This window comes from Actinoplanes sp. NPDC051405 (genome assembly GCF_055586185.1).
Genome location: NZ_JBVJIR010000032.1, coordinates 24,987 through 41,678, shown reverse-complemented (window position 1 = coordinate 41,678; position 16,692 = coordinate 24,987). Strand labels below are relative to the sequence as shown.

Annotated in this window: 22 protein-coding genes and 1 riboswitch; of the genes, 16 read left to right on the top strand and 6 right to left on the bottom strand. The window is 72.7% G+C overall.

The genetic code is table 11. From position 1 onward, the window contains the following. Positions 1 to 46: 46 nt before the first annotated feature. Positions 47 to 544 carry a hypothetical protein gene (locus tag ACZ6S4_RS42580; protein ID WP_465480330.1) on the bottom strand — a complete coding sequence of 166 codons (498 nt, stop codon included), beginning with the start codon at positions 542 to 544 and terminating at the stop codon, positions 47 to 49. A gap of 17 nt (positions 545 to 561) precedes the next feature. Further along, positions 562 to 903, bottom strand: coding sequence for an antibiotic biosynthesis monooxygenase family protein (locus ACZ6S4_RS42575; protein ID WP_465480329.1), 342 nt, complete (start codon positions 901 to 903; stop codon positions 562 to 564). Positions 904 to 938: 35 nt separating this feature from the next. Here ACZ6S4_RS42575 and ACZ6S4_RS42570 point away from each other — a divergent pair, with 35 nt between their 5' ends. The 7 genes from ACZ6S4_RS42570 to ACZ6S4_RS42540 are packed head-to-tail and all read left to right on the top strand — an operon-like array spanning position 939 to position 5,202. Next, on the top strand, positions 939 to 1,199 hold the full coding sequence (locus ACZ6S4_RS42570) for a DUF6703 family protein (protein ID WP_465480328.1): 261 nt from the start codon (positions 939 to 941) through the stop codon (positions 1,197 to 1,199). Between the two features lie 51 nt (positions 1,200 to 1,250). After that, positions 1,251 to 2,180, top strand: coding sequence for a metal ABC transporter substrate-binding protein (locus ACZ6S4_RS42565; RefSeq protein WP_465480356.1), 930 nt, complete (start codon positions 1,251 to 1,253; stop codon positions 2,178 to 2,180). Then, the gene (locus ACZ6S4_RS42560) at positions 2,177 to 2,956 is read left to right on the top strand and encodes a metal ABC transporter ATP-binding protein (protein WP_465480327.1); all 780 of its coding nucleotides are present in this window, start codon (positions 2,177 to 2,179) and stop codon (positions 2,954 to 2,956) included. The genes ACZ6S4_RS42565 and ACZ6S4_RS42560 overlap by 4 nt, the downstream gene beginning before the upstream one ends. A 1-nt stretch (position 2,957) precedes the next feature. Continuing rightward, positions 2,958 to 3,848 (top strand): metal ABC transporter permease, encoded by an 891-nt coding sequence (locus ACZ6S4_RS42555; RefSeq protein ID WP_465480326.1) that lies wholly within the window; start codon positions 2,958 to 2,960, stop codon positions 3,846 to 3,848. Then, positions 3,845 to 4,162: an ArsR/SmtB family transcription factor gene (locus tag ACZ6S4_RS42550; RefSeq protein ID WP_433726047.1), complete on the top strand. Its 318-nt coding sequence runs from the start codon at positions 3,845 to 3,847 to the stop codon at positions 4,160 to 4,162. Before ACZ6S4_RS42555 ends, ACZ6S4_RS42550 begins: the two co-directional genes overlap by 4 nt. After that, complete coding sequence (locus tag ACZ6S4_RS42545; protein ID WP_433726045.1) at positions 4,159 to 4,566, top strand: Fur family transcriptional regulator; 408 nt, start codon at positions 4,159 to 4,161, stop codon at positions 4,564 to 4,566. The genes ACZ6S4_RS42550 and ACZ6S4_RS42545 overlap by 4 nt, the downstream gene beginning before the upstream one ends. Before the next feature lie 30 nt (positions 4,567 to 4,596). Further along, positions 4,597 to 5,202 carry a hypothetical protein gene (locus ACZ6S4_RS42540; protein WP_465480355.1) on the top strand — a complete coding sequence of 202 codons (606 nt, stop codon included), beginning with the start codon at positions 4,597 to 4,599 and terminating at the stop codon, positions 5,200 to 5,202. Here the strand turns inward: ACZ6S4_RS42540 and ACZ6S4_RS42535 are convergent. Both ACZ6S4_RS42535 and ACZ6S4_RS42530 read right to left on the bottom strand, forming a co-directional pair. Next, the gene (locus tag ACZ6S4_RS42535) at positions 5,180 to 5,725 is read right to left on the bottom strand and encodes a DUF6328 family protein (RefSeq protein ID WP_465480325.1); all 546 of its coding nucleotides are present in this window, start codon (positions 5,723 to 5,725) and stop codon (positions 5,180 to 5,182) included. The two genes, ACZ6S4_RS42540 and ACZ6S4_RS42535, sit on opposite strands and share 23 nt — an antisense overlap. Positions 5,726 to 5,772: 47 nt before the next feature. Next, positions 5,773 to 6,588, bottom strand: a complete 816-nt coding sequence (locus ACZ6S4_RS42530) for an alpha/beta fold hydrolase (RefSeq protein ID WP_465480324.1) — start codon at positions 6,586 to 6,588, stop codon at positions 5,773 to 5,775. A 75-nt stretch (positions 6,589 to 6,663) separates the two neighbouring features. Beyond that, a riboswitch (TPP riboswitch) is annotated at positions 6,664 to 6,768 on the top strand. 73 nt (positions 6,769 to 6,841) lie between these two features. On the opposite strand from ACZ6S4_RS42530, the gene ACZ6S4_RS42525 reads away from it, so the two are divergent. The 6 genes from ACZ6S4_RS42525 to ACZ6S4_RS42500 all read left to right on the top strand — a co-directional run bounded on the left by ACZ6S4_RS42525 (position 6,842) and on the right by ACZ6S4_RS42500 (position 12,748). Next, on the top strand, positions 6,842 to 7,414 hold the full coding sequence (locus tag ACZ6S4_RS42525) for an ECF transporter S component (protein WP_465480323.1): 573 nt from the start codon (positions 6,842 to 6,844) through the stop codon (positions 7,412 to 7,414). A gap of 2 nt (positions 7,415 to 7,416) precedes the next feature. Further along, positions 7,417 to 8,814 (top strand): ABC transporter ATP-binding protein, encoded by a 1,398-nt coding sequence (locus tag ACZ6S4_RS42520; RefSeq protein ID WP_465480322.1) that lies wholly within the window; start codon positions 7,417 to 7,419, stop codon positions 8,812 to 8,814. Further along, entirely contained in the window at positions 8,811 to 9,614 is an 804-nt protein-coding gene (locus tag ACZ6S4_RS42515; RefSeq protein WP_465480321.1) for an energy-coupling factor transporter transmembrane component T family protein, read from the top strand. Before ACZ6S4_RS42520 ends, ACZ6S4_RS42515 begins: the two co-directional genes overlap by 4 nt. Before the next feature lie 146 nt (positions 9,615 to 9,760). Further along, positions 9,761 to 10,261 (top strand): RDD family protein, encoded by a 501-nt coding sequence (locus ACZ6S4_RS42510; RefSeq protein WP_465480320.1) that lies wholly within the window; start codon positions 9,761 to 9,763, stop codon positions 10,259 to 10,261. Between the two features lie 145 nt (positions 10,262 to 10,406). Then, complete coding sequence (locus ACZ6S4_RS42505) at positions 10,407 to 12,125, top strand: CehA/McbA family metallohydrolase domain-containing protein (protein WP_465480319.1); 1,719 nt, start codon at positions 10,407 to 10,409, stop codon at positions 12,123 to 12,125. Beyond that, entirely contained in the window at positions 12,125 to 12,748 is a 624-nt protein-coding gene (locus tag ACZ6S4_RS42500) for a hypothetical protein (protein WP_465480318.1), read from the top strand. The genes ACZ6S4_RS42505 and ACZ6S4_RS42500 overlap by 1 nt, the downstream gene beginning before the upstream one ends. Position 12,749: 1 nt before the next feature. Here the strand turns inward: ACZ6S4_RS42500 and ACZ6S4_RS42495 are convergent, their stop codons facing one another. Next, positions 12,750 to 13,064, bottom strand: a complete 315-nt coding sequence (locus tag ACZ6S4_RS42495) for a hypothetical protein (protein ID WP_465480317.1) — start codon at positions 13,062 to 13,064, stop codon at positions 12,750 to 12,752. A gap of 17 nt (positions 13,065 to 13,081) precedes the next feature. Next, a complete protein-coding gene (locus tag ACZ6S4_RS42490) occupies positions 13,082 to 13,489 on the bottom strand; it encodes a RidA family protein (protein WP_465480316.1) in 408 nt (135 codons plus the stop codon). A 78-nt stretch (positions 13,490 to 13,567) separates the two neighbouring features. Here ACZ6S4_RS42490 and ACZ6S4_RS42485 point away from each other — a divergent pair, with 78 nt between their 5' ends. The 3 genes from ACZ6S4_RS42485 to ACZ6S4_RS42475 are packed head-to-tail and all read left to right on the top strand — an operon-like array spanning position 13,568 to position 16,685. Then, on the top strand, positions 13,568 to 14,182 hold the full coding sequence (locus ACZ6S4_RS42485; RefSeq protein WP_465480315.1) for a TetR/AcrR family transcriptional regulator: 615 nt from the start codon (positions 13,568 to 13,570) through the stop codon (positions 14,180 to 14,182). Positions 14,183 to 14,230: 48 nt separating this feature from the next. Continuing rightward, the gene (locus tag ACZ6S4_RS42480; RefSeq protein ID WP_465480314.1) at positions 14,231 to 15,943 is read left to right on the top strand and encodes a hypothetical protein; all 1,713 of its coding nucleotides are present in this window, start codon (positions 14,231 to 14,233) and stop codon (positions 15,941 to 15,943) included. After that, a complete protein-coding gene (locus ACZ6S4_RS42475; protein WP_465480313.1) occupies positions 15,936 to 16,685 on the top strand; it encodes a hypothetical protein in 750 nt (249 codons plus the stop codon). The genes ACZ6S4_RS42480 and ACZ6S4_RS42475 overlap by 8 nt, the downstream gene beginning before the upstream one ends. The last annotated feature ends 7 nt before the right edge of the window (positions 16,686 to 16,692 follow it).

Genomic DNA, 16,692 nt, shown 5'->3' with positions numbered 1-16,692 from the left:
CCGGCTGGTTGTCGGCGGGGACGCGGGATCGGACAAAATGAGGAGATTACTCCTCGACGCGGCACACCTCGAAGCCGCCCGTCTGGCGGTTCTGCCCGAGGTAGGCGCGCAGGTCGGCACGGTCGCCGTCGGCGTAGGTGACCGTTACCGGCGCGGAGAGCTGGACCAGTTCGACGTTGCCGACGTCCCAGGCGGTGATCGGCTCCCCGGTGGACACCCGGCTGGTGAACTGCGCCACGTTCTCCTGCTCCTTGGCCTGCGGGCAGAGCTGGTCGTAGGCCTGCGACCATTCGCGGTCGCGCAGCGCCTCGAGGTAGTCGCCCACGACCACCTCGGCCTGCTCGTTGAGCGCGCTGCTCATCACCCGGGTCAGGCCGACGGCGGCGGCCACGCCGGCGCCGCAGACGAGCACGAGCACGCCCGCGCCCAGGCTGAGCGCGAGGCCGACGCGCCGGCCCCGGCCCTCGACGGGCGGGGCGGGAAAGGGCGGGAACACACCCGGGCCCTGCGGCGGCGGTGGCGGCTGCTGCCCGAGAAGGGTCATGGGATCCAGCGTACGGCTCAGCGCCAGGGCTCGGCGGCCCGGTCGCTGGCCACCACCACAACCGCGGCACCGGGCTCGGCCGCGGCGAGGGTCTCGAAGGCGGACGGCTCGTCCAGCGACTCGGACAGCAGCGGGGTGGCGTGCACCTTCACGTCGAAGCCGCCGAGGGCGCGCCGGTAGGCTCCCACGGACTCCCATTCGGTGACCAGGGTCCAGTAGGCGGGGTCGTCCAGGGCGCGGGTGAGCCGGCCGGAGAGATATCCGGGTCGTTCCGCGAGGGCGGCGAGGGCGGCGTGCGCCCGTTCGGTGAACGAGTCCTGCGTGTCGCCCGGGACGATGAAGCGGTTGAGCACCAGCATGGGATGAGCCTACGCACCGAAGGAGTACGGCCGACGTGACACCACCTCCGTCCGACAACCTGCTGCGCCGGTTGGCCCGGGTCAGCCCGACGACGGCCTTCCTGGCGGCCCTCGCCGTGCTGCTGGCCGGCCTGTTCCTGCCCGGGATCATCGGCGCCGCGCTGCTCTTCCTGCTGGGCGCGGCCCTGGTGGCGCTGACCTTCACGACCTGGCCGGTGCAGTCGCCGGGAGTACGGGCGGTCCGGGTGACCATGCTGGTTCTGCTCTTCGCCGTCGTGGTGGCAAAGGTGATCTGACACATGCGCTTTTGACAATCATTACCATTACGACGCACAGTAGATGGCATGATGCGCCGCCGCCTGCTCTCCATCACCGTCGCCGCCCTGCTGGTGGCTGCCGGCGCGGGCTGCGCCGACAAGGCGAGCGGCTTCGGCACCGACGGGCGGCTGGACGTGGTGACCGCCTTCTACCCGCTGCAGTTCCTCAGTGAGCGGATCGGCGCGGACGCGGTCACGGTCAGCCAGCTGACCAAACCGGGCGCCGAGCCGCACGACGTCGAGCTCAACACCCGCCAGGTCGCCGAGATCAGCGACGCCGGGCTCGTGGTCTATCTCAAGGGCTTCCAGCCGGCCGTCGACGAGGCTGTCGCGCAGGAGGCCAAGGACAAGGCCCTCGACGTGAGCACCGCGGTGGAGCTGCTGCCCGCCGCGGAGCACGAGCAAGAGCATGTGCCGGGTGAGCCCGAGCACGCCGAGGGCTCGACCGACCCGCACGTCTGGTTGGATCCGGTGCGCTTCGCCGCGATCGCCGACAAGCTGGCCCAGCGCCTGGGCGAGGTCGACCCGGCCCGGGCGGCGGGCTACACCGAGCGGGCCGCCACGCTGCACCGCGAGCTGACCGCGCTGGACACGGAATACGCGACCGCCCTGAAGAGCTGTGCCCGCCGTGAGGTCGTCACCAGCCACACCGCGTTCCACTACCTCGCCGACCGCTACCGGCTCACCGAGGTCGGCATCACCGGCATCTCGCCGGAGTCCGAGCCGGCGCCGCAGCGCCTCGCCGAGGTGGCCGAGCAGGCCGAAGCCACCGGCACCACCACGATCTTCTTCGAGACCCTGGTGAGCCCGAAGGTCGCCGAGACCATCGCCCGGGAGGTCGGCGCGCGGACCGCCGTCCTCGATCCCCTCGAAGGGCTCACCGAGCCGGATACGGACTACTTCTCCGTCATGCGCAGCAACCTGACCGCCCTGACCACCGCCCTGGGATGTACGTCATGAGCGTCATCACCGTCTCGCACGCCGCTGTCTCCTACGGCGGCCGGGCCGTGCTGCAGGACATCGAGCTGGACGTGCAGCCCGGCCAGGTCGTCGCGATCCTGGGCGCCAACGGCTCCGGCAAGTCCACCCTGATCCGCACCATCCTCGGGCTGGTCCCGCTGGAGGCCGGGACGGTCACCCTCTTCGGCACCCCGCAGCGCCGGTTCCGGCAGTGGGAGCGGATCGGCTACGTCCCGCAGCGGATGGGCGCCGGCAGCGGCGTGCCCGCGACCGTCGGCGAGGTCGTGGCGTCGGGACGGCTGGCCCGCCGGGGCATCTTCCGGCCGTCCGGGGCCGCCGACCGCGAGGCCGTCCGGGCCGCGCTGACCGACGTCGGCCTGCTGGACCGGATCGCCGACCCGGTCAGCACCCTGTCCGGCGGCCAGCAGCAGCGCACCCTGATCGCGCGGGCCCTGGCCGGACGGCCGGACCTGCTGATCCTCGACGAACCCACGGCCGGCGTCGACGCGGCCAGCCAGGACGCCTTCGCCTCGGCGCTGCGCCGCTTCGCCGAGGCGGGCGGGACCATCCTGCTGGTCGCCCACGAGCTCGGGCCGATCGGGCCGCTCATCGACAAGGCCGTCGTGGTGCACCACGGGCTGATCGCGTACGAGGGTGCGGTGCCCGAGCCGGCCGGCCACCACGCCGAGCCCGGCCACGACCACGTCCACCCGCACGCCGAGGCCGAACGGGCCCGGATCTGCGTGGCCCCCACCGACCGGATGCCGGCGAACTGACATGGACCTCTTCGCTTACGACTTCATGATCCGCGCGCTGCTGGGTGCGCTGATCATCGGCCTGATCGCCCCCGCGCTCGGCATCTACCTGGTGCAGCGGCGGCTGTCGCTGATCGGTGACGGCATCGGGCACGTCGCGCTCACCGGCGTCGGCGTCGGCCTGCTGCTGAACCAGTCCCCCGTGCTCACCGCGGTGGTCGTCTCGATCATCGGGGCGATCGGGGTGGAGCTGGTCCGCGAGCGTGGCCGTACCTCCGGTGACCTGGCCCTGGCCCTGCTCTTCTACGGCGGCATCGCGGGCGGCGTGGTGCTGGTCGGGCTCTCCGAGGACAGCAGCAACGCCAACCTGATGCAGTTCCTCTTCGGCTCGCTGACCACCACGTCGCGGCAGGACCTGATCGTCATCGCGGTCCTCGGCGTCGCGGTGCTGGTCGCGATGCTGGGGCTGCGGCAGGCACTGTTCGCGGTCTGCAACGACGAGGAGTACGCCCGGGTGTCCGGGCTGCCCGTGCGTACGCTCAATCTGCTGATGGCCGTGACCACCGCGGTGACCGTCACGATCGCCATGCGCACCGTCGGCCTGCTGCTGGTCAGCGCGCTGATGGTGGTGCCGGTCGCGGCGGCCCAGCAGGTCACCCGCGGGTTCCGCAGCACGATGGCCGCGGCCATGGTGATCGGCGTGGGCTCGGCCGCCGCCGGGGTCTGGCTGGCCGGCGAGGTGGACACCGCGCCGGGCGCCACGATCGTCATCCTGGCCATCGCCGCTTTCGTCGCCGTGACCGTCGGCGCCGGGACCTGGCGGGTGTTGCGCCGCCGCTCGGCCCCGGGCCGGCAGCAGGCCGCGGCCCAGTTGGAACCGCCCGAGGTCGTGCTGCAGGCGGAGGCCCGATGAGCAGTAACGTGGCACCTGTGCCGACGAGCGGCTACGAGGCGTACGAGGCGGCCGGCGAGCTGCTGCGCGCGCTGTCCGCGCCGATCCGGGTGGCGATCGTCGCGGAGCTCGGCGCCGGCGAACGCTGCGTGCACGAGCTGGTGGAGAAGCTGGGCGCGCCGCAGCCGCTGGTCTCGCAGCACCTGCGGGTGTTGCGCGGCGCCGGCGTGGTGCGGGGTGCACGGCGGGGCCGCGAGATCGCATACTCACTCGTGGACGAACACGTCGCCCACATCGTCGCCGATGCCGTCAGCCATGCGAGGGAGGTCTCATGACGGAGGACAGCGTTGTTGTCCGCAACACCAAGCAGCGCAGTGCGGTCAGCGCCGTTCTCGCGGATGCCGAGGGCTTCAACAGCGCCCAGGAGCTGCACGCCATCCTGCGTGAGCGCGGCGAACGGGTCGGCCTGACCACGGTCTACCGCACGTTGCAGGGTCTGGCCGACGCCGGCGAGATCGACGTGATGCGCCCGCCCGGCGGCGAGCACCTCTACCGCCGGTGCAGCCAGGGCCACCACCACCATCTGGTCTGCCGGTCCTGCGGGCGGGCCGTCGAGGTGGAGGGCCCGGCGGTGGAGACCTGGGCGGACAAGGTCGCCGGCCGGCACGGCTTCGTCGACGTCTCGCACACCATGGAGATCTTCGGTACGTGCCCGGAGTGCGCGGCGAAGCGTTCCTAGCCCGCGCGTGGGACGCTGTCGCGCGTGAAGATGTACGCCGACCGGCTGCCCATCGCCGTCCGCCAGCTGCTGACCGATCTCCTGGTCGTGTTCTGGGTCTACGCCTGGATCCGGGCCGGCCTCTGGATCAACGACATGGTCGAGAAACTCGGCGTGCCAGGGCAGAAACTGCAGGAGGCGGGCACCGGGATCGCCGGCAACCTCGGCGACATCGGCGGCAAGGTGGGCCGGGTGCCGCTGGTCGGCGACGACCTCACCGCGCCGTTCAACAGCGCCGCCGACGCCGCGAAGTCGATCGCCGAGGCCGGTCGCCAGCAGCAGGAAGTCGTCGACAATCTGGCGCTGACCATGGCCCTGCTGATCATCGCCGTCCCGCTGGCGCTGGTGCTCTTCCTGTGGCTGCCGAAGCGGCTGCGCTGGATGCGCCGCGCCGCGGTGGCCGCCCAGGTGCGCTCAGAGCCGGCCGGTCAGGACCTGCTGGCGTTGCGGGCCCTGGCCAGCCGGCCGCTGAACGAGCTGGCCAAGCTGGGCCCGGACATCGCCCAGTCCTGGCGCAACGGCGACGCCGCCGCGGTGCAGGCGCTGGCCGCGCTCGAGCTCAAGGACCTCGGGCTCAAGCCCGCGAAGTCTCATTAGGTTCGGCGGCGTCCTCGGCGAACTCCTCGTCCTCCTCCTCGTCGTCATCGTCGACCCAGTTGCGGCGGGCCCACGGGACGGCGGCCCAGAAGGTCAGGAAGAAGAGCGCGGCGATGCCGGTCAGGATCAGCGCGACCCAGATGTTGGTCAGGAAGTCGGTGATCAGCAGCACGCTGCTGACCATCGAGATCAGCATGAACGCCAGGCCGCCGGTGGCCATCTTGTGCGCATAGCGGACCAGCTCGGGCTTGCGGCCCTGGCGGAACAACGCCCGGTGGAACGCCACCGGAGAGATGATCATCGCGGTGGCCGCCGCGGCTGACAGCAACGCGACGATGTAGGTGTCCTTCTGGAAGTCCGTCGTCTTCGGGAAGCCGTTGCTGAAGGGCAGAGTCAGCAGGAACGCGAAGAGGATCTGCACGCCCGTCTGAGCCACGCGCAGCTCCTGCAGCAGGTCGGCGAAATTGCGGTCCCAGCGCTGCTTCTCGGTCTCGTGCTTGCTCCGTCGCTTCTCGGCGGCCATCGAACCTCCTTCTCGGTGGACGGATGGTTGCCCGGACGTGAACGGCGTCAAACGCCGATGCGGGCCAGCGCCACGTCCGCCAGCGCGCGCGGCGCCTCCTCCGGGATCCAGTGGCCGATCCCGCGCAACGTCACCAACCGGTAGTCGGCCTCCACCCAGGTGGCGGTGGCCAGCGCGGCCGGCTTGCCGACGACCGGATCGCCGTCGCTCCACACGTACGTGGTCGGCACGGTGACCTTGCCGACCTTGGCGAGCTGACCACTGGACAGGGCGCGGTACCAGTTCAGCGCACCGGTGAGCCGGCCCGGCTCGCGCATGGCCGTGGCGTAGAGGCCGGCCCGGGCCCCGATCGGGCGCATCATCTGCCGCAGCGCCGTACCGCCGGCGCCGAGCAGCAGCCGCTCCGCGACCCGCGACCGGAACACCCCCATGTAGGCGAAGCGCAGCTTCTGCGACGGCTGGTTGTGCAGGGCGACGCCGAGGCCGCGCGGGTGCGGCACCGACACCGCGGTCAGGGTGCTGACCCGGTCGGGGTGCCGGTCGGCGAGCAACCAGCCCACCTGCGCGCCCCAGTCGTGGCCGATGACGTGCGCCCGGGCGACCCCGAGCTCGTCCAGCACCGCGACCGCGTCGGCGGTCGGCTCGTCGAGGCGGTAGTCGGCGACCGCGGGAGGGCGCGCGCCGGGTGAGTAGCCGCGCTGGTCGAGGGCGTACGTGCGCAGCCCGGCCGCGTGCAGCCGGGGCAGGATCAGGTCGAACTCACGATGGTCCTGCGGGAAACCGTGCAGCAGGAGCACGGGTGCACCGTCGGCCGGGCCGCCCTCGTACACGTCGAAGGTGAGACCTCTGGCCTTGATCCGCATGTGACGCCTCCTACGCTGTCCCGTACAGCCGTACGGTGTTAGCGTTCATCGAAACACAAGCACCGAAACAAACATGCAATCCGACAGGGGAGCGCACAGCGCTGAGAGTGCGGGTGACACCGCAGACCCTCGAACCTGATCTGGGTAATGCCAGCGCAGGGAGCTCGGTCTTTCTCCAGCCGCGCCGTGTCCGGGAGACGTCCCCGGCCACGGCGTCGCGTCTCCTCCCGGTACGAGCTGGGAGGCACATCACATGAAGCACCGTTGGCGCACCATCGACATCGTCATCGCCTCGATCATCGCGGTCGCGTTCGGGGTCATCTTCTGGGCCTGGGGCCTGCTCTGGAACGGCCCGGCGGACGCCATCCCGCTGCCCGGCCGGGCCATCCTGTACGGCGTCTGGCTGGTGCCGGCCGTTCTGGGCGCCCTGGTCATCCGCAAGCCGGGCGCGGCCTTCTACACGCTGACTCTGGCCGCCCTGGTGTCCGTCGCGCTCGGCACCAGCTGGGGCTGGACGCTGGTGCTGCAGGGACCGATCGAGGCGGCCGCGGCCGAGCTGGTCTTCGCCGCGTTCGCGTACCGGGTGTGGAACCTGCCGGTGGCGGCGCTGGCGGCGGCCGCGGCCGGGATCGCCGCGTCCGTCTACGACGCTTTCGTCTGGTACGGCGGGACGTCGTGGGCGACGTTGCGGCTGCCGTACATCGCCATCACCGCGGTCAGCGCGGTGCTGGTGGCCGGTCTGGGCAGCATCCTGCTGGTCCGGGCGCTGGCCCAGACCGGCGTGCTGGACCGCTTCGCCTCCGGTCGCGAACGCGCCGCCGTTTGACCATGGGCGAGCTGGTCCTGCGGGGGTTCGGGTGGCGGCACGCCGGTCGTAAGGCGTGGGCGGTGCGCGGGGTCGACCTGCGTGTCGCGCACGGCGAGCGGGTGCTGCTGCTCGGGCCGTCCGGGGCCGGCAAGTCCACGCTGCTGGCCGCGCTGGCCGGGCTGCTGCCCGAGGACTCCGGCGAGTCCGAGGGCACGGTCGAGATCGACGGGCTCGACCCGCGCAAGGCCCGCGAGCGGGTCGGCATCGTCTTCCAGGACCCGCAGACCCAGCTGGTCATGTCGCGCAGCGGCGACGACGTGGCGTTCGGGCTGGAGAACCGCGGTGTACCGGCCGGGGAGATCTGGCCGCGGGTCGACGAGGCGCTGCACCGGGTCGGTTTCGGCTACGGCCGGGACCGGCCGACCGCGGCGTTGTCCGGCGGTGAGCAGCAACGGCTGGCGCTGGCCGGCACCCTCGCTTTGCGCCCCGGCCTGCTGCTGCTCGACGAGCCGACCGCCAACCTCGACCCGGCCGGGGCGGCGCTGATCCGGGCCGCGGTCGCCCGCGCGCTGGGCGATGACACCACGCTGATCCTCGTCGAGCACCGGGTCGCGGAGGCGCTCACGCTCGTCGACCGGGTGGTCGTGCTGGAGCCGGGCGGCGGGGTCCGGGCCGACGGCCAGCCGGACGCGGTCTTCGCGGCGCACGGCGACCGGCTGGCGGACGAGGGGGTCTGGGTGCCGGGTCACCCGGTCGCCCCCCGCCGGGCCGTCACCGGTCCGGGTGCCCCTCTGGTACGCGCCACAGCCGCCGCCCTGCGCAACCGCCTCGCGCCCACCACGCTGACCGCCCACGAGCGCGAAGTGCTGGCGGTGACCGGCCCCAACGGCGCGGGCAAGTCCACGTTGGCGTTGCTGCTCGGCGGGCTGCTGAAGCCCACCTCGGGCACGATCGACGCCGTCCCGGGCGGGGCGCCGCACCGGTGGCGGGCGGCCGAGCTGACCACGAGGATCGGCTCGGTCTTCCAGGATCCGGAGCACCAGTTCGTCACCCACCGGGTCGCCGACGAGCTGGCGCTGGGCCCGCGCCGGATCGGGCGCCCGGAGGCCGAGGTCCGCCGGGTCGTCGACGAGCTGCTGCTACGGCTGCGGTTGGAGAAGCTGGCGGGCGCGAACCCGTACACGCTCTCCGGTGGGGAAGCGCGGCGGCTGAGCGTGGCGACAGCCCTGGCCACCGCGCCGCAGCTGCTGGTGCTGGACGAGCCGACGTTCGGCCAGGACCGGCGTACCTGGATCGAGCTGGTCGACCTGCTGGCCCGGCTGCGCGACGACGGCCACGGCATCGTCGCGGTGACCCACGACGACGACTTCGTGGCGGCCCTCGCCGGCTCCGTCCACCGCCTGGAACGGGCCGCATGACGCTCACCCTGCCGACCTTCGAGGCCAGCACCGCACCGCTCGCGCGGCGCAACCCTGTCGCCAAGCTCGCCGCCGCCCTGTTGTTCAGCGCCCCGCTGATCGCCACCCTGGATCCGCTGACCCCGACCATCGCCCTGGCCGTCGAGCTGGCGGTGCTGCCGCTGTTCGGGATGCGCTACGGCACGCTGTTCCGGCGGGCCTGGCCGCTGGTGCTCGCCGCCGGCGGCATCGTGATCACGCTGGTGCTGTTCGCGGCCGAGCGCACCGGGGCCACGGTGGCGACGCTCGGGCCGTTCGACGTGACCACCGGGGTGCTGGTCACCGCGCTGGGCATGGTGCTGCGGGTCTTCGCGATCGCGCTGCCGGGCATCATCGTGTTCGCCACCACCGACCCCACCGACCTGGCCGATGCCCTGGTGCAGAACGTGCGGGCGCCGGCCCGGTTCGCGATCGGCGCGCTGGCCGCGTTCCGGCTGGTGCCGCTGCTCGGCGAGGAGTGGCAGATGCTCAGCCTGGCCCGCCGCGCGCGGGGCATCGACGCCGGGCGCAACCCGGTGGCCAAGCTGCGGCTGTTCGTGTCGACGGCGTTCGCGCTGCTGGTGGGGGCCCTTCGGCGGGGCGGGCGGCTGGCGGTGGCGATGGACGCGCGGGGCTTCGACGCGGGCACGCCCAGGACGTACGCCCGCCGGCAGACCTTCGGCCGCGCCGACGCTGCCCTCATGATCGGCGCGACGCTGGTGTCCGCCGCCGCCCTGACCACCAGCGTCCTGTTCGGACTGTTCCGGCCGATCATCGGCTGAACGTCGGGACGCGCCACCGGCGAGGGTGGCCGAGTCCGCCCGGGTGACCTACCGCAGCCGGGTGACCACTGACTGTCCACCGGCGGTGATGCCGCGTAGCGTCACGGGCGCCACGCTGTGTAGTCGATGAAGGGCGCTGTGGACCCATGACCGATCCGCATTTCCGGGCCCCGCACGCGCCGGCCGCGGCCCACTACCCGCCGCCCGGCCGGGCCGTGCAGCCCTACGCTCCCCCGGTCCAGCACGCCCCGGCCGTCTACGCGCCCGGACCGGCCGTGGCCTGGACCCGGCCCGCGTTCGCGACGGTCAGCGCCGGCGGCCGGCTCGGGGCGGCGGTGCTGGACTTCCTGCTGATGGTGGTGACCTTCGGGATCGGCTGGCTGATCTGGTCGATGATCACCTGGAGCGACGGGCAGACCCCCGGCAAGCAGCTGCTGGGTCACGTGGTCGCCGACGCGAACACGGGCGAGGCGTTCGGCTGGGGCCGGATGTTCCTGCGCGAGTTCCTCATCGAGGGACTCCTGTTCTGGATCCCCAACATGCTCACGCTCGGCCTCTTCGGCGTCGCCGACGCCCTCATGGTCTTCCGGGCGGACGCGCGCACCCTGCACGACATGATGGCCGGCTCCGTCGTCCGGCACCGGTAGTTCGTCCCACCCGCGCCTTTTGATGCGCGGCTGTGCATGAAACCCTCCCGTGTTCGCGCACCGGTCACCCCGGCGCCATCCGGCGTTGCGGTGCGGCCGCGAGATTGGCCAGGTCATCCTTGTCGATCTTCGGGAGCCATGGGACATGGGTCACGGCCATCACCACCACGATCACGACCACTCACACGACGCCGGCGGTGCTGCCGACGTACCCCCGGCCCTTGATCTGAGCGTCCCGGACAGCGAGCTGTCGCCCTCGGACGTCTCCCGCCGCGGTTTTCTGCGCAGCGCGGGCCTGCTCGGTGCCGGCGCGGCCGCGTCGGTGCTCGCCACGCCGTCGGCGGCCGCGGCCGCCGGGCTGCCGCACTCGCACGGCCCGGCCGGCGGCGGCACCGCCAAGGGCGGGTTCCGCTGGCTCGCGGGTGACCACCACATCCACACCCAGTACAGCTCCGACGCCCAGTACCGGGTCATCGACCAGGCCGGGCACGGCCGCGCGTTCGGCCTCGACTGGCTGGTCATCACCGACCACGGCAGCAACGCACACGCCAAGATCGGCGTGGAGAAGGTCAACCCCGACATCCTCAAGACCCGCGAGGAACTGCCGGACCTGCTGACCTTCCAGGGTCTGGAGTGGAACATCCCGGCCGCCGAGCACGCCACGGTCTTCGTGCACCCGGGCCGCAACGAGGTCGGCGTGCTCAAGCAGTTCGAGCAGACCTTCGACGGCTCGCAGCTGCCGGCCACCAACACCACCGAGCAGAACGAGGCCGCCGCGATCGCCGGCATCAAGTTCCTCGGCGAGCAGGTCCGCGCCCGCAAGGTCGAGGGCGCGCTGTTCCTGGCCAACCACCCGTCGCGGCGCGGCATCGACTCGCCGCACGAGATCCGCAACTGGCGCGACGCCGACCCGACCATCGCCATCGGCATGGAAGGCGCCCCCGGCCACCAGGCCGCCGGCATCCCCGCCCCGAACGGCCGCGGCGGCGCGCGCGGCCTCTACGACAACAACCCGTCGGCCGCGTCGTACCAGGGCTACCCGCCGGAGACCTACCGGACCTGGGGCGGCTTCGACTGGATGACCGCCACGGTCGGCGGCCTCTGGGACAGCCTGCTGGCCGAGGGCCGGGCCTGGTGGGTGACGGTCAACTCGGACAGCCACGTCAACTACCTGGACCAGTCCGACCGCGGCCCGGGCAGCGACTTCGAGGCCAACGGCCGCTACAACGACCCGGTCTACACCGGCAAGGTGAACACCACCGCCGGCGACTTCTGGCCGGGCTTCTACGGCCGGACCAACGTCGGCTCGACGTCGTTCTCCTACAAGGCCGTCATGGACGGCCTGCGGGCCGGGCGGGTGTGGGTCGACCACGGCCGCCTGATCAAGAGCCTGGACGCGCGGGTCCGGGTGGCGGGCGACCGCCGGGCTGCCACGGGTACGCCGCTGGGCGGTGTCCTGCACGTCAAGCGGGGCACAGCCACCGAACTGACGCTCGAGATCGACCTCCAGGACGTGCCGAACTGGGCGCAGTTCGTCCCGGTGCTGTCCCGGGTGGACGTGATCGTCGGCTCGGTGACCGGCCCGGTCGCCGCCCGCGACACCTTCACCGCGCCGGACACCAAGGTCGTCAAGTCGTACGAGGTGACGCCGGGCGCCCGCAAGCTGTCGGTGACGTACCGGCTGGGCCGCCTGGACAAGCCGTTCTACCTGCGCCTGCGCGGCACGGACGGCAAGCGCACCCAGCCGGGCCTGATGGGCGCGGCGGTGGACCCGGCGGGCCCGAAGCTCGACGTGCTCGGCGACGCCGACCCGTGGGGCGACCTGTGGTTCTACACCAACCCGATCTGGGTCCTGCCCCGGTGATGCCCGACCGGACCGCGGCCGCCGCCACCACCCCGGCGGCGGCCGCCCCGGCCCTGGCCGACCTGCCGGTGCTGGGGGTCAGTCTCGGGCATCCCGACACGGTCGCGGCGGAGCACTGGCTGGCGTCGCTCTCCCCGGCGCCGGTGCTGGCCTTCACGCACCTGGTGCGATCGCCGCGCCCGCACGTGGCCCTGACACTCGTCTTCACCGGCGCCCCACCCACCGACCCCAGCGCCGCGGCCACCTACCCCGACGCCCCACCCACCGGCCTCGGTGCCGCGGCCATCTCCCCCGGCGCTTCTTCCACCGGTCTCGGGGCGGCGTGTCCGGAGGCGGTGGCTGAGCATGTGGCGCGGAGTTCGGGTCGGGCGGTGCTCTATCCGGGCGTGGAGCGACTGGTCGGCATACTGAGCGTCGCCGAGGTGCTGGAGCTGAGCGCGATCGAGAAGGTCGAGGTCCTCGGCGGCGGCGCGGCCGACCCGGCCACCCTGATCGACACGGGCGACTTCGTCCGTCCACAGTGGCGAGCGGGACAGCTGACCTTGCTCACCAGCCCGGCGGCGGGCGGGCGGCTGGTGCCGTTCGAGACCCGGTTTCCGACCCCCTGCTGCGCGGCCCACTGACTCAGCTTCGCGACGCGCGCTCGATGAGTGCGTGCCGCGGCGTCCGCGGGTCGATCGTGTGGTGGAAGGCGCGCATGCCGCTGCTCAGCACGACCCCGCCGGCGGGCACGCCGTCGATCCACCAGTGCGGCTGCGGCAGCGGCTGCCGGCACGTCTCGCACCACCAGCGCCACGTCGCCTGGCGCCGGGCCGGCCACTCCCGGTGGATCAGCAGCCGCTGGTCGGGAACGCTGTCCGGCGCCCAGCGCATCGCGTCGTCGCTCAGCGAGACGTCACGGAGCACGTGGTCGATCAGGTCCAGCACATCGCGGCGCATACCGCCATGGTCCCACCTCAGCCGAGGATCGCGGTCGCCTCGACCTCGACCAGCACGTCCGGCTCGGCCAGCGCGGCGACGCCGATCCCGGTGAGCGGCGCCATCGGGGTGACGCCCAGCTTGGCGGCGGCCCGGGCGACGCCCTCGACGAACAGTGGCATCTTGTCGGGGGTCCAGTCGACGAGGTAGACGGTCAGCTTGACCACGTCGTCGAAAGAGCCGCCGACCTCGGCCAGCGCCGTACCGATGTTGAGGTAGCACTGCTCGACCTGAGCGGCGAAGTCACCCTCGCCGACCCGGCCGCCGTCGGCATCGCGGGCGATCTGCCCGGCGATGAACACCATCCTCGACCCGGTGCCGATCGACACCTGCCGGTAGATGTCGACCTTGGGCAGTCCTTCGGGGTTCACCAGCGTGACGGCCATGCTGCCTCCATGTCTCGCGGAGCCTGTGGGCTCGACTGGCGCTAACTATAGCAGTGCAATGCTATGTATCCTGAGGTCATGGCGAGGACGAAGGACCCGGCGGTCCGCACCCTGCTCCTCGAACGCGCCGGGCACATGCTGCGCACCCGCGAGCCGATCACCCTGCGCTCCCTGGTGGCCGGGACCGGCGTTTCGACCATGGCGGTCTACACCTGGTTCGGCGGCATGGACGGCATGTGGAAGGCGCTGCGGCAGGAGGGCTTCACCCGGCTGGCGGACCGGCTGGCCGCGGTGACCATGTCCGCCGATCCGGTACGGGACCTGACCGCGCTGGTCGCGGCGTACCTCGGCAACGCCCTCGACCATCCGGACCTGTACCGGGTCATGTTCGATGCGACCTACGAGCTGGAGGACGCCGAGGCAGCCGACCAGACGCTGGAATACCTGGTCCAGGCGGCCGGCCGGGGCAGAGAGGCCGGTCGTTTCCGGCCCGCGACCGTGCCGCTGGAACTGGCGATCCAGAGCTGGGTGATCGGCCACGGCCTGGTCTCCCTGGTCACCCCCGGTCCCCTGCCACGCGAGACCCTCGCTCACGGCGTACCCATGTTGACCGCTCTGTTCGTCGGCACCGGCGACGAGCCGGAGCGATGCCGCCGCTCGGTGCAGCGCGGCTGGAAGGCCGTGGCCGGCTGACACGTTGAGAGGAGTCGCGGCCGCGCCGGCAGCCGCTAGATTGCTGCCATGTCGCTGCACGACGACCTGCGCAGTGCCGAGGAAATGGTCCGGTTGCGAGCGGCGGAGCGGGCTGCCCGCGATGGCTCGGCCGAGCTGATCGGCACCCTGCTGGACATGGCGCTGCACGATCTCGGCGAGGTGCAGGTCGCCGGCGGCATGGCCGAGGCGTACCGGGAGGTCGGCAGCACCGCGGCCCACGCGCTGAAGCAGGTCCTCAGCCGGCAGGACGGTCTCGACGAGCGTATCCGCGAGGTGGCGTTCGACCTGGCGGAGGACGACGACCGCATCGCCAAGCTGCTGTATCACCTCGGCTCCCGCTACGAACCCGTGCGGGAGGAACTGGCCGCGAGCGGCGAGGCCCGGCTGCGGATGCGCGGGCTCAAGGCGGTCCTCTCGCTGCACCGTACGCGGGAACTCACCCTGCGTTTTCTCGCCGACCCGGCGCCGGAGCTGCGCATCGAGGCGATCGAGGGCGCCAAGGGCGCCACCCTGGCCGAGCTGGAACGGATGCTGACCGATCCGGTCCCGCAGGTGCGGCGTGCGGCGGCGAGACATCTTCGGTACGCGACCCGGAGCGAGGTCTACGTGACCGCCGCGCGCGCCGAGACCGTGCCGGCGGTCCGCGAGGCGTTCCTGCCCGGGCTGATCCACCGCCGGCACACCGAGGCCACCCGGCCCGCGCTGGTGGGATACCTGGCCGACGGCGGGTACGTGCAGCGCACAGTCGCCGACGCCCTGGCTCAGGTCGACGACCCGGGGGTGGCGGCGGCGATCGCCTCGCGGATCCTGATCCACCCCGACGAGCGGTGGCTGGCCGAGCTGGTCGGCCACGAGCGGCTGCTCACGTACGTCCCCGAGCTGCGCGGCCTGCTGGCGCAGGTGCACCGGCACACACCGTACGGGTGGCTGCGCCGGCAGCTGGCCACAGCCCTGCAGGCAGATCCGGTGCCGATCCCCGCGACCGACCCGGTGGACGGCCTGGACGCTGTGCAGCAGGCCCGGCTGCTCCGCGAGGTCCTCCGCTGGGCGTTGACCGCGCTGGAGCAGGAACCGATCGATGCGCAGGATCCGGTGGCGGCCCTGCGGGTGACCGATTTGGACTGGTCCGCCGGCGGCGTGGTCGCGGACTTGCTGCACGCCGCCGTCTCCGGCGATGTCCGGCAGGCCATGGCGGCGGGAGTGCGAGCCGCCGAGGAGGCTGCCCGCCGCGACCCGGCCCCCGGCTGGCAGCGCCTCGGGACGGACGCCGGGGTGAGCCGGGCGGCCGAACTGACCCGGCTGGCCCACCTCTGCACGGCCCGGCAGATCCGCGCCGGCGTCGACCCGCTGCCGCCCGGCCGGCTCAGCCCGATGCTCGTGCACGGCCCGGACGCGCTGCGGGTGGGCACGCACCACCAGAGCCCGTCCCCGGCGCTGGAGCTGCGGCGGCCGTACCCGATGCGGTCCAGCTCCTTGCCGTTGTCCGCCGTCCTCCAGGCGCGATGTCCGGGCTGCGGCACGCCGGTGCGCACCGAGGGTCCGGTGAAGTGGCTGTATCACGACGACGACCGGACAGCGGAATCCGAGGACGGCTTCGCCGGCACGCTGACCGGCGCCTGCCCGGAGAGCGGGGGCGAGGTGCGGGCAGAGGTACGGATCACGCTGACCCGCAGCCGCGGCGACGACTCCCGGGAACTCACCTGGGACGCCGTCGACGTGACCGGCGGACGTCATGGGTAGGCGGGGGTGGCTCCCGTACCTGCTCGGGGCCGCTGCCGGGAACCAGCTCGTGAACCTGTCCGGCGCGGCGACCGCGTACCGGTGGTTGACGGTCGTCCTGCTGGTAGCCGCGATCGGCCGCGTCTTCCCGGTTCTGGTTGCTCTGGCCGTGGTCGCGGCGGCAGCGGCGCTGCACCCGGCGTGGCAGATCCCGGCGGATGTCGCTGCCGCCGTTCTGATCATCGCCGCGGTGGGCCGGCTGGCCTCGCGGACGGACGCGGGCGGGCTGCTGCCCGGGGTCGCGGCTCTCGCCATCGGGGTGGCGCTGCTGCGGGCCGGTGTCGCGGCCGGGCAGGACGGTACGGTGCTGGCCGGCGTGTCGATCGCCGGCATCGGGGTGGCCGTCCTCGCCTGCGGTGTCGCCATGCTGCGACCCGACTCCCTGATGCTGGCCGTGGCCGTGCTGGGCTGGGGTGCCGCCGCCCTCGTCGGTGGATTCGCGATCCTGGGCAGCCACGGCGCGGCGGGAGTCACGGCGATCGTGGGCGGCGGGCTGGCCCTCGTCGTCGGCGGCTTCGCGTTCGGGCGCGACTATGCCCTGTTCGGCGCGGCGGCGATCGGCGATGCGGCCGCACTCGCGGGCCTGGGCGTGTGGGCGCTGCGGACCGGGGAGACGACGGCCGGCGTGACGGCGTTCGTGGCGGTGGCGGCCGCCCTCAGCGTGGGAATCGCGGCACTGAGCAGCCGCTGGACCGGGGCCTAAGCTCTGC

Coding starts and splice junctions, on each gene's coding strand:
- ACZ6S4_RS42545 (WP_433726045.1), top strand. CDS start 4,159: ATGACGGAGGACAGCGTTGTTGTCCGCAACACCAAGCAGCGCAGTGCG.
- ACZ6S4_RS42580 (WP_465480330.1), bottom strand. CDS start 544: ATGACCCTTCTCGGGCAGCAGCCGCCACCGCCGCCGCAGGGCCCGGGT.
- ACZ6S4_RS42565 (WP_465480356.1), top strand. CDS start 1,251: ATGCGCCGCCGCCTGCTCTCCATCACCGTCGCCGCCCTGCTGGTGGCT.
- ACZ6S4_RS42530 (WP_465480324.1), bottom strand. CDS start 6,588: ATGCGGATCAAGGCCAGAGGTCTCACCTTCGACGTGTACGAGGGCGGC.
- ACZ6S4_RS42500 (WP_465480318.1), top strand. CDS start 12,125: ATGCCCGACCGGACCGCGGCCGCCGCCACCACCCCGGCGGCGGCCGCC.
- ACZ6S4_RS42480 (WP_465480314.1), top strand. CDS start 14,231: ATGTCGCTGCACGACGACCTGCGCAGTGCCGAGGAAATGGTCCGGTTG.
- ACZ6S4_RS42555 (WP_465480326.1), top strand. CDS start 2,958: ATGGACCTCTTCGCTTACGACTTCATGATCCGCGCGCTGCTGGGTGCG.
- ACZ6S4_RS42510 (WP_465480320.1), top strand. CDS start 9,761: ATGACCGATCCGCATTTCCGGGCCCCGCACGCGCCGGCCGCGGCCCAC.
- ACZ6S4_RS42575 (WP_465480329.1), bottom strand. CDS start 903: ATGCTGGTGCTCAACCGCTTCATCGTCCCGGGCGACACGCAGGACTCG.
- ACZ6S4_RS42560 (WP_465480327.1), top strand. CDS start 2,177: ATGAGCGTCATCACCGTCTCGCACGCCGCTGTCTCCTACGGCGGCCGG.
- ACZ6S4_RS42525 (WP_465480323.1), top strand. CDS start 6,842: ATGAAGCACCGTTGGCGCACCATCGACATCGTCATCGCCTCGATCATC.
- ACZ6S4_RS42535 (WP_465480325.1), bottom strand. CDS start 5,725: ATGGCCGCCGAGAAGCGACGGAGCAAGCACGAGACCGAGAAGCAGCGC.
- ACZ6S4_RS42550 (WP_433726047.1), top strand. CDS start 3,845: ATGAGCAGTAACGTGGCACCTGTGCCGACGAGCGGCTACGAGGCGTAC.
- ACZ6S4_RS42490 (WP_465480316.1), bottom strand. CDS start 13,489: ATGGCCGTCACGCTGGTGAACCCCGAAGGACTGCCCAAGGTCGACATC.
- ACZ6S4_RS42540 (WP_465480355.1), top strand. CDS start 4,597: ATGTACGCCGACCGGCTGCCCATCGCCGTCCGCCAGCTGCTGACCGAT.
- ACZ6S4_RS42505 (WP_465480319.1), top strand. CDS start 10,407: ATGGGTCACGGCCATCACCACCACGATCACGACCACTCACACGACGCC.
- ACZ6S4_RS42515 (WP_465480321.1), top strand. CDS start 8,811: ATGACGCTCACCCTGCCGACCTTCGAGGCCAGCACCGCACCGCTCGCG.
- ACZ6S4_RS42485 (WP_465480315.1), top strand. CDS start 13,568: ATGGCGAGGACGAAGGACCCGGCGGTCCGCACCCTGCTCCTCGAACGC.
- ACZ6S4_RS42520 (WP_465480322.1), top strand. CDS start 7,417: ATGGGCGAGCTGGTCCTGCGGGGGTTCGGGTGGCGGCACGCCGGTCGT.
- ACZ6S4_RS42495 (WP_465480317.1), bottom strand. CDS start 13,064: ATGCGCCGCGATGTGCTGGACCTGATCGACCACGTGCTCCGTGACGTC.
- ACZ6S4_RS42475 (WP_465480313.1), top strand. CDS start 15,936: ATGGGTAGGCGGGGGTGGCTCCCGTACCTGCTCGGGGCCGCTGCCGGG.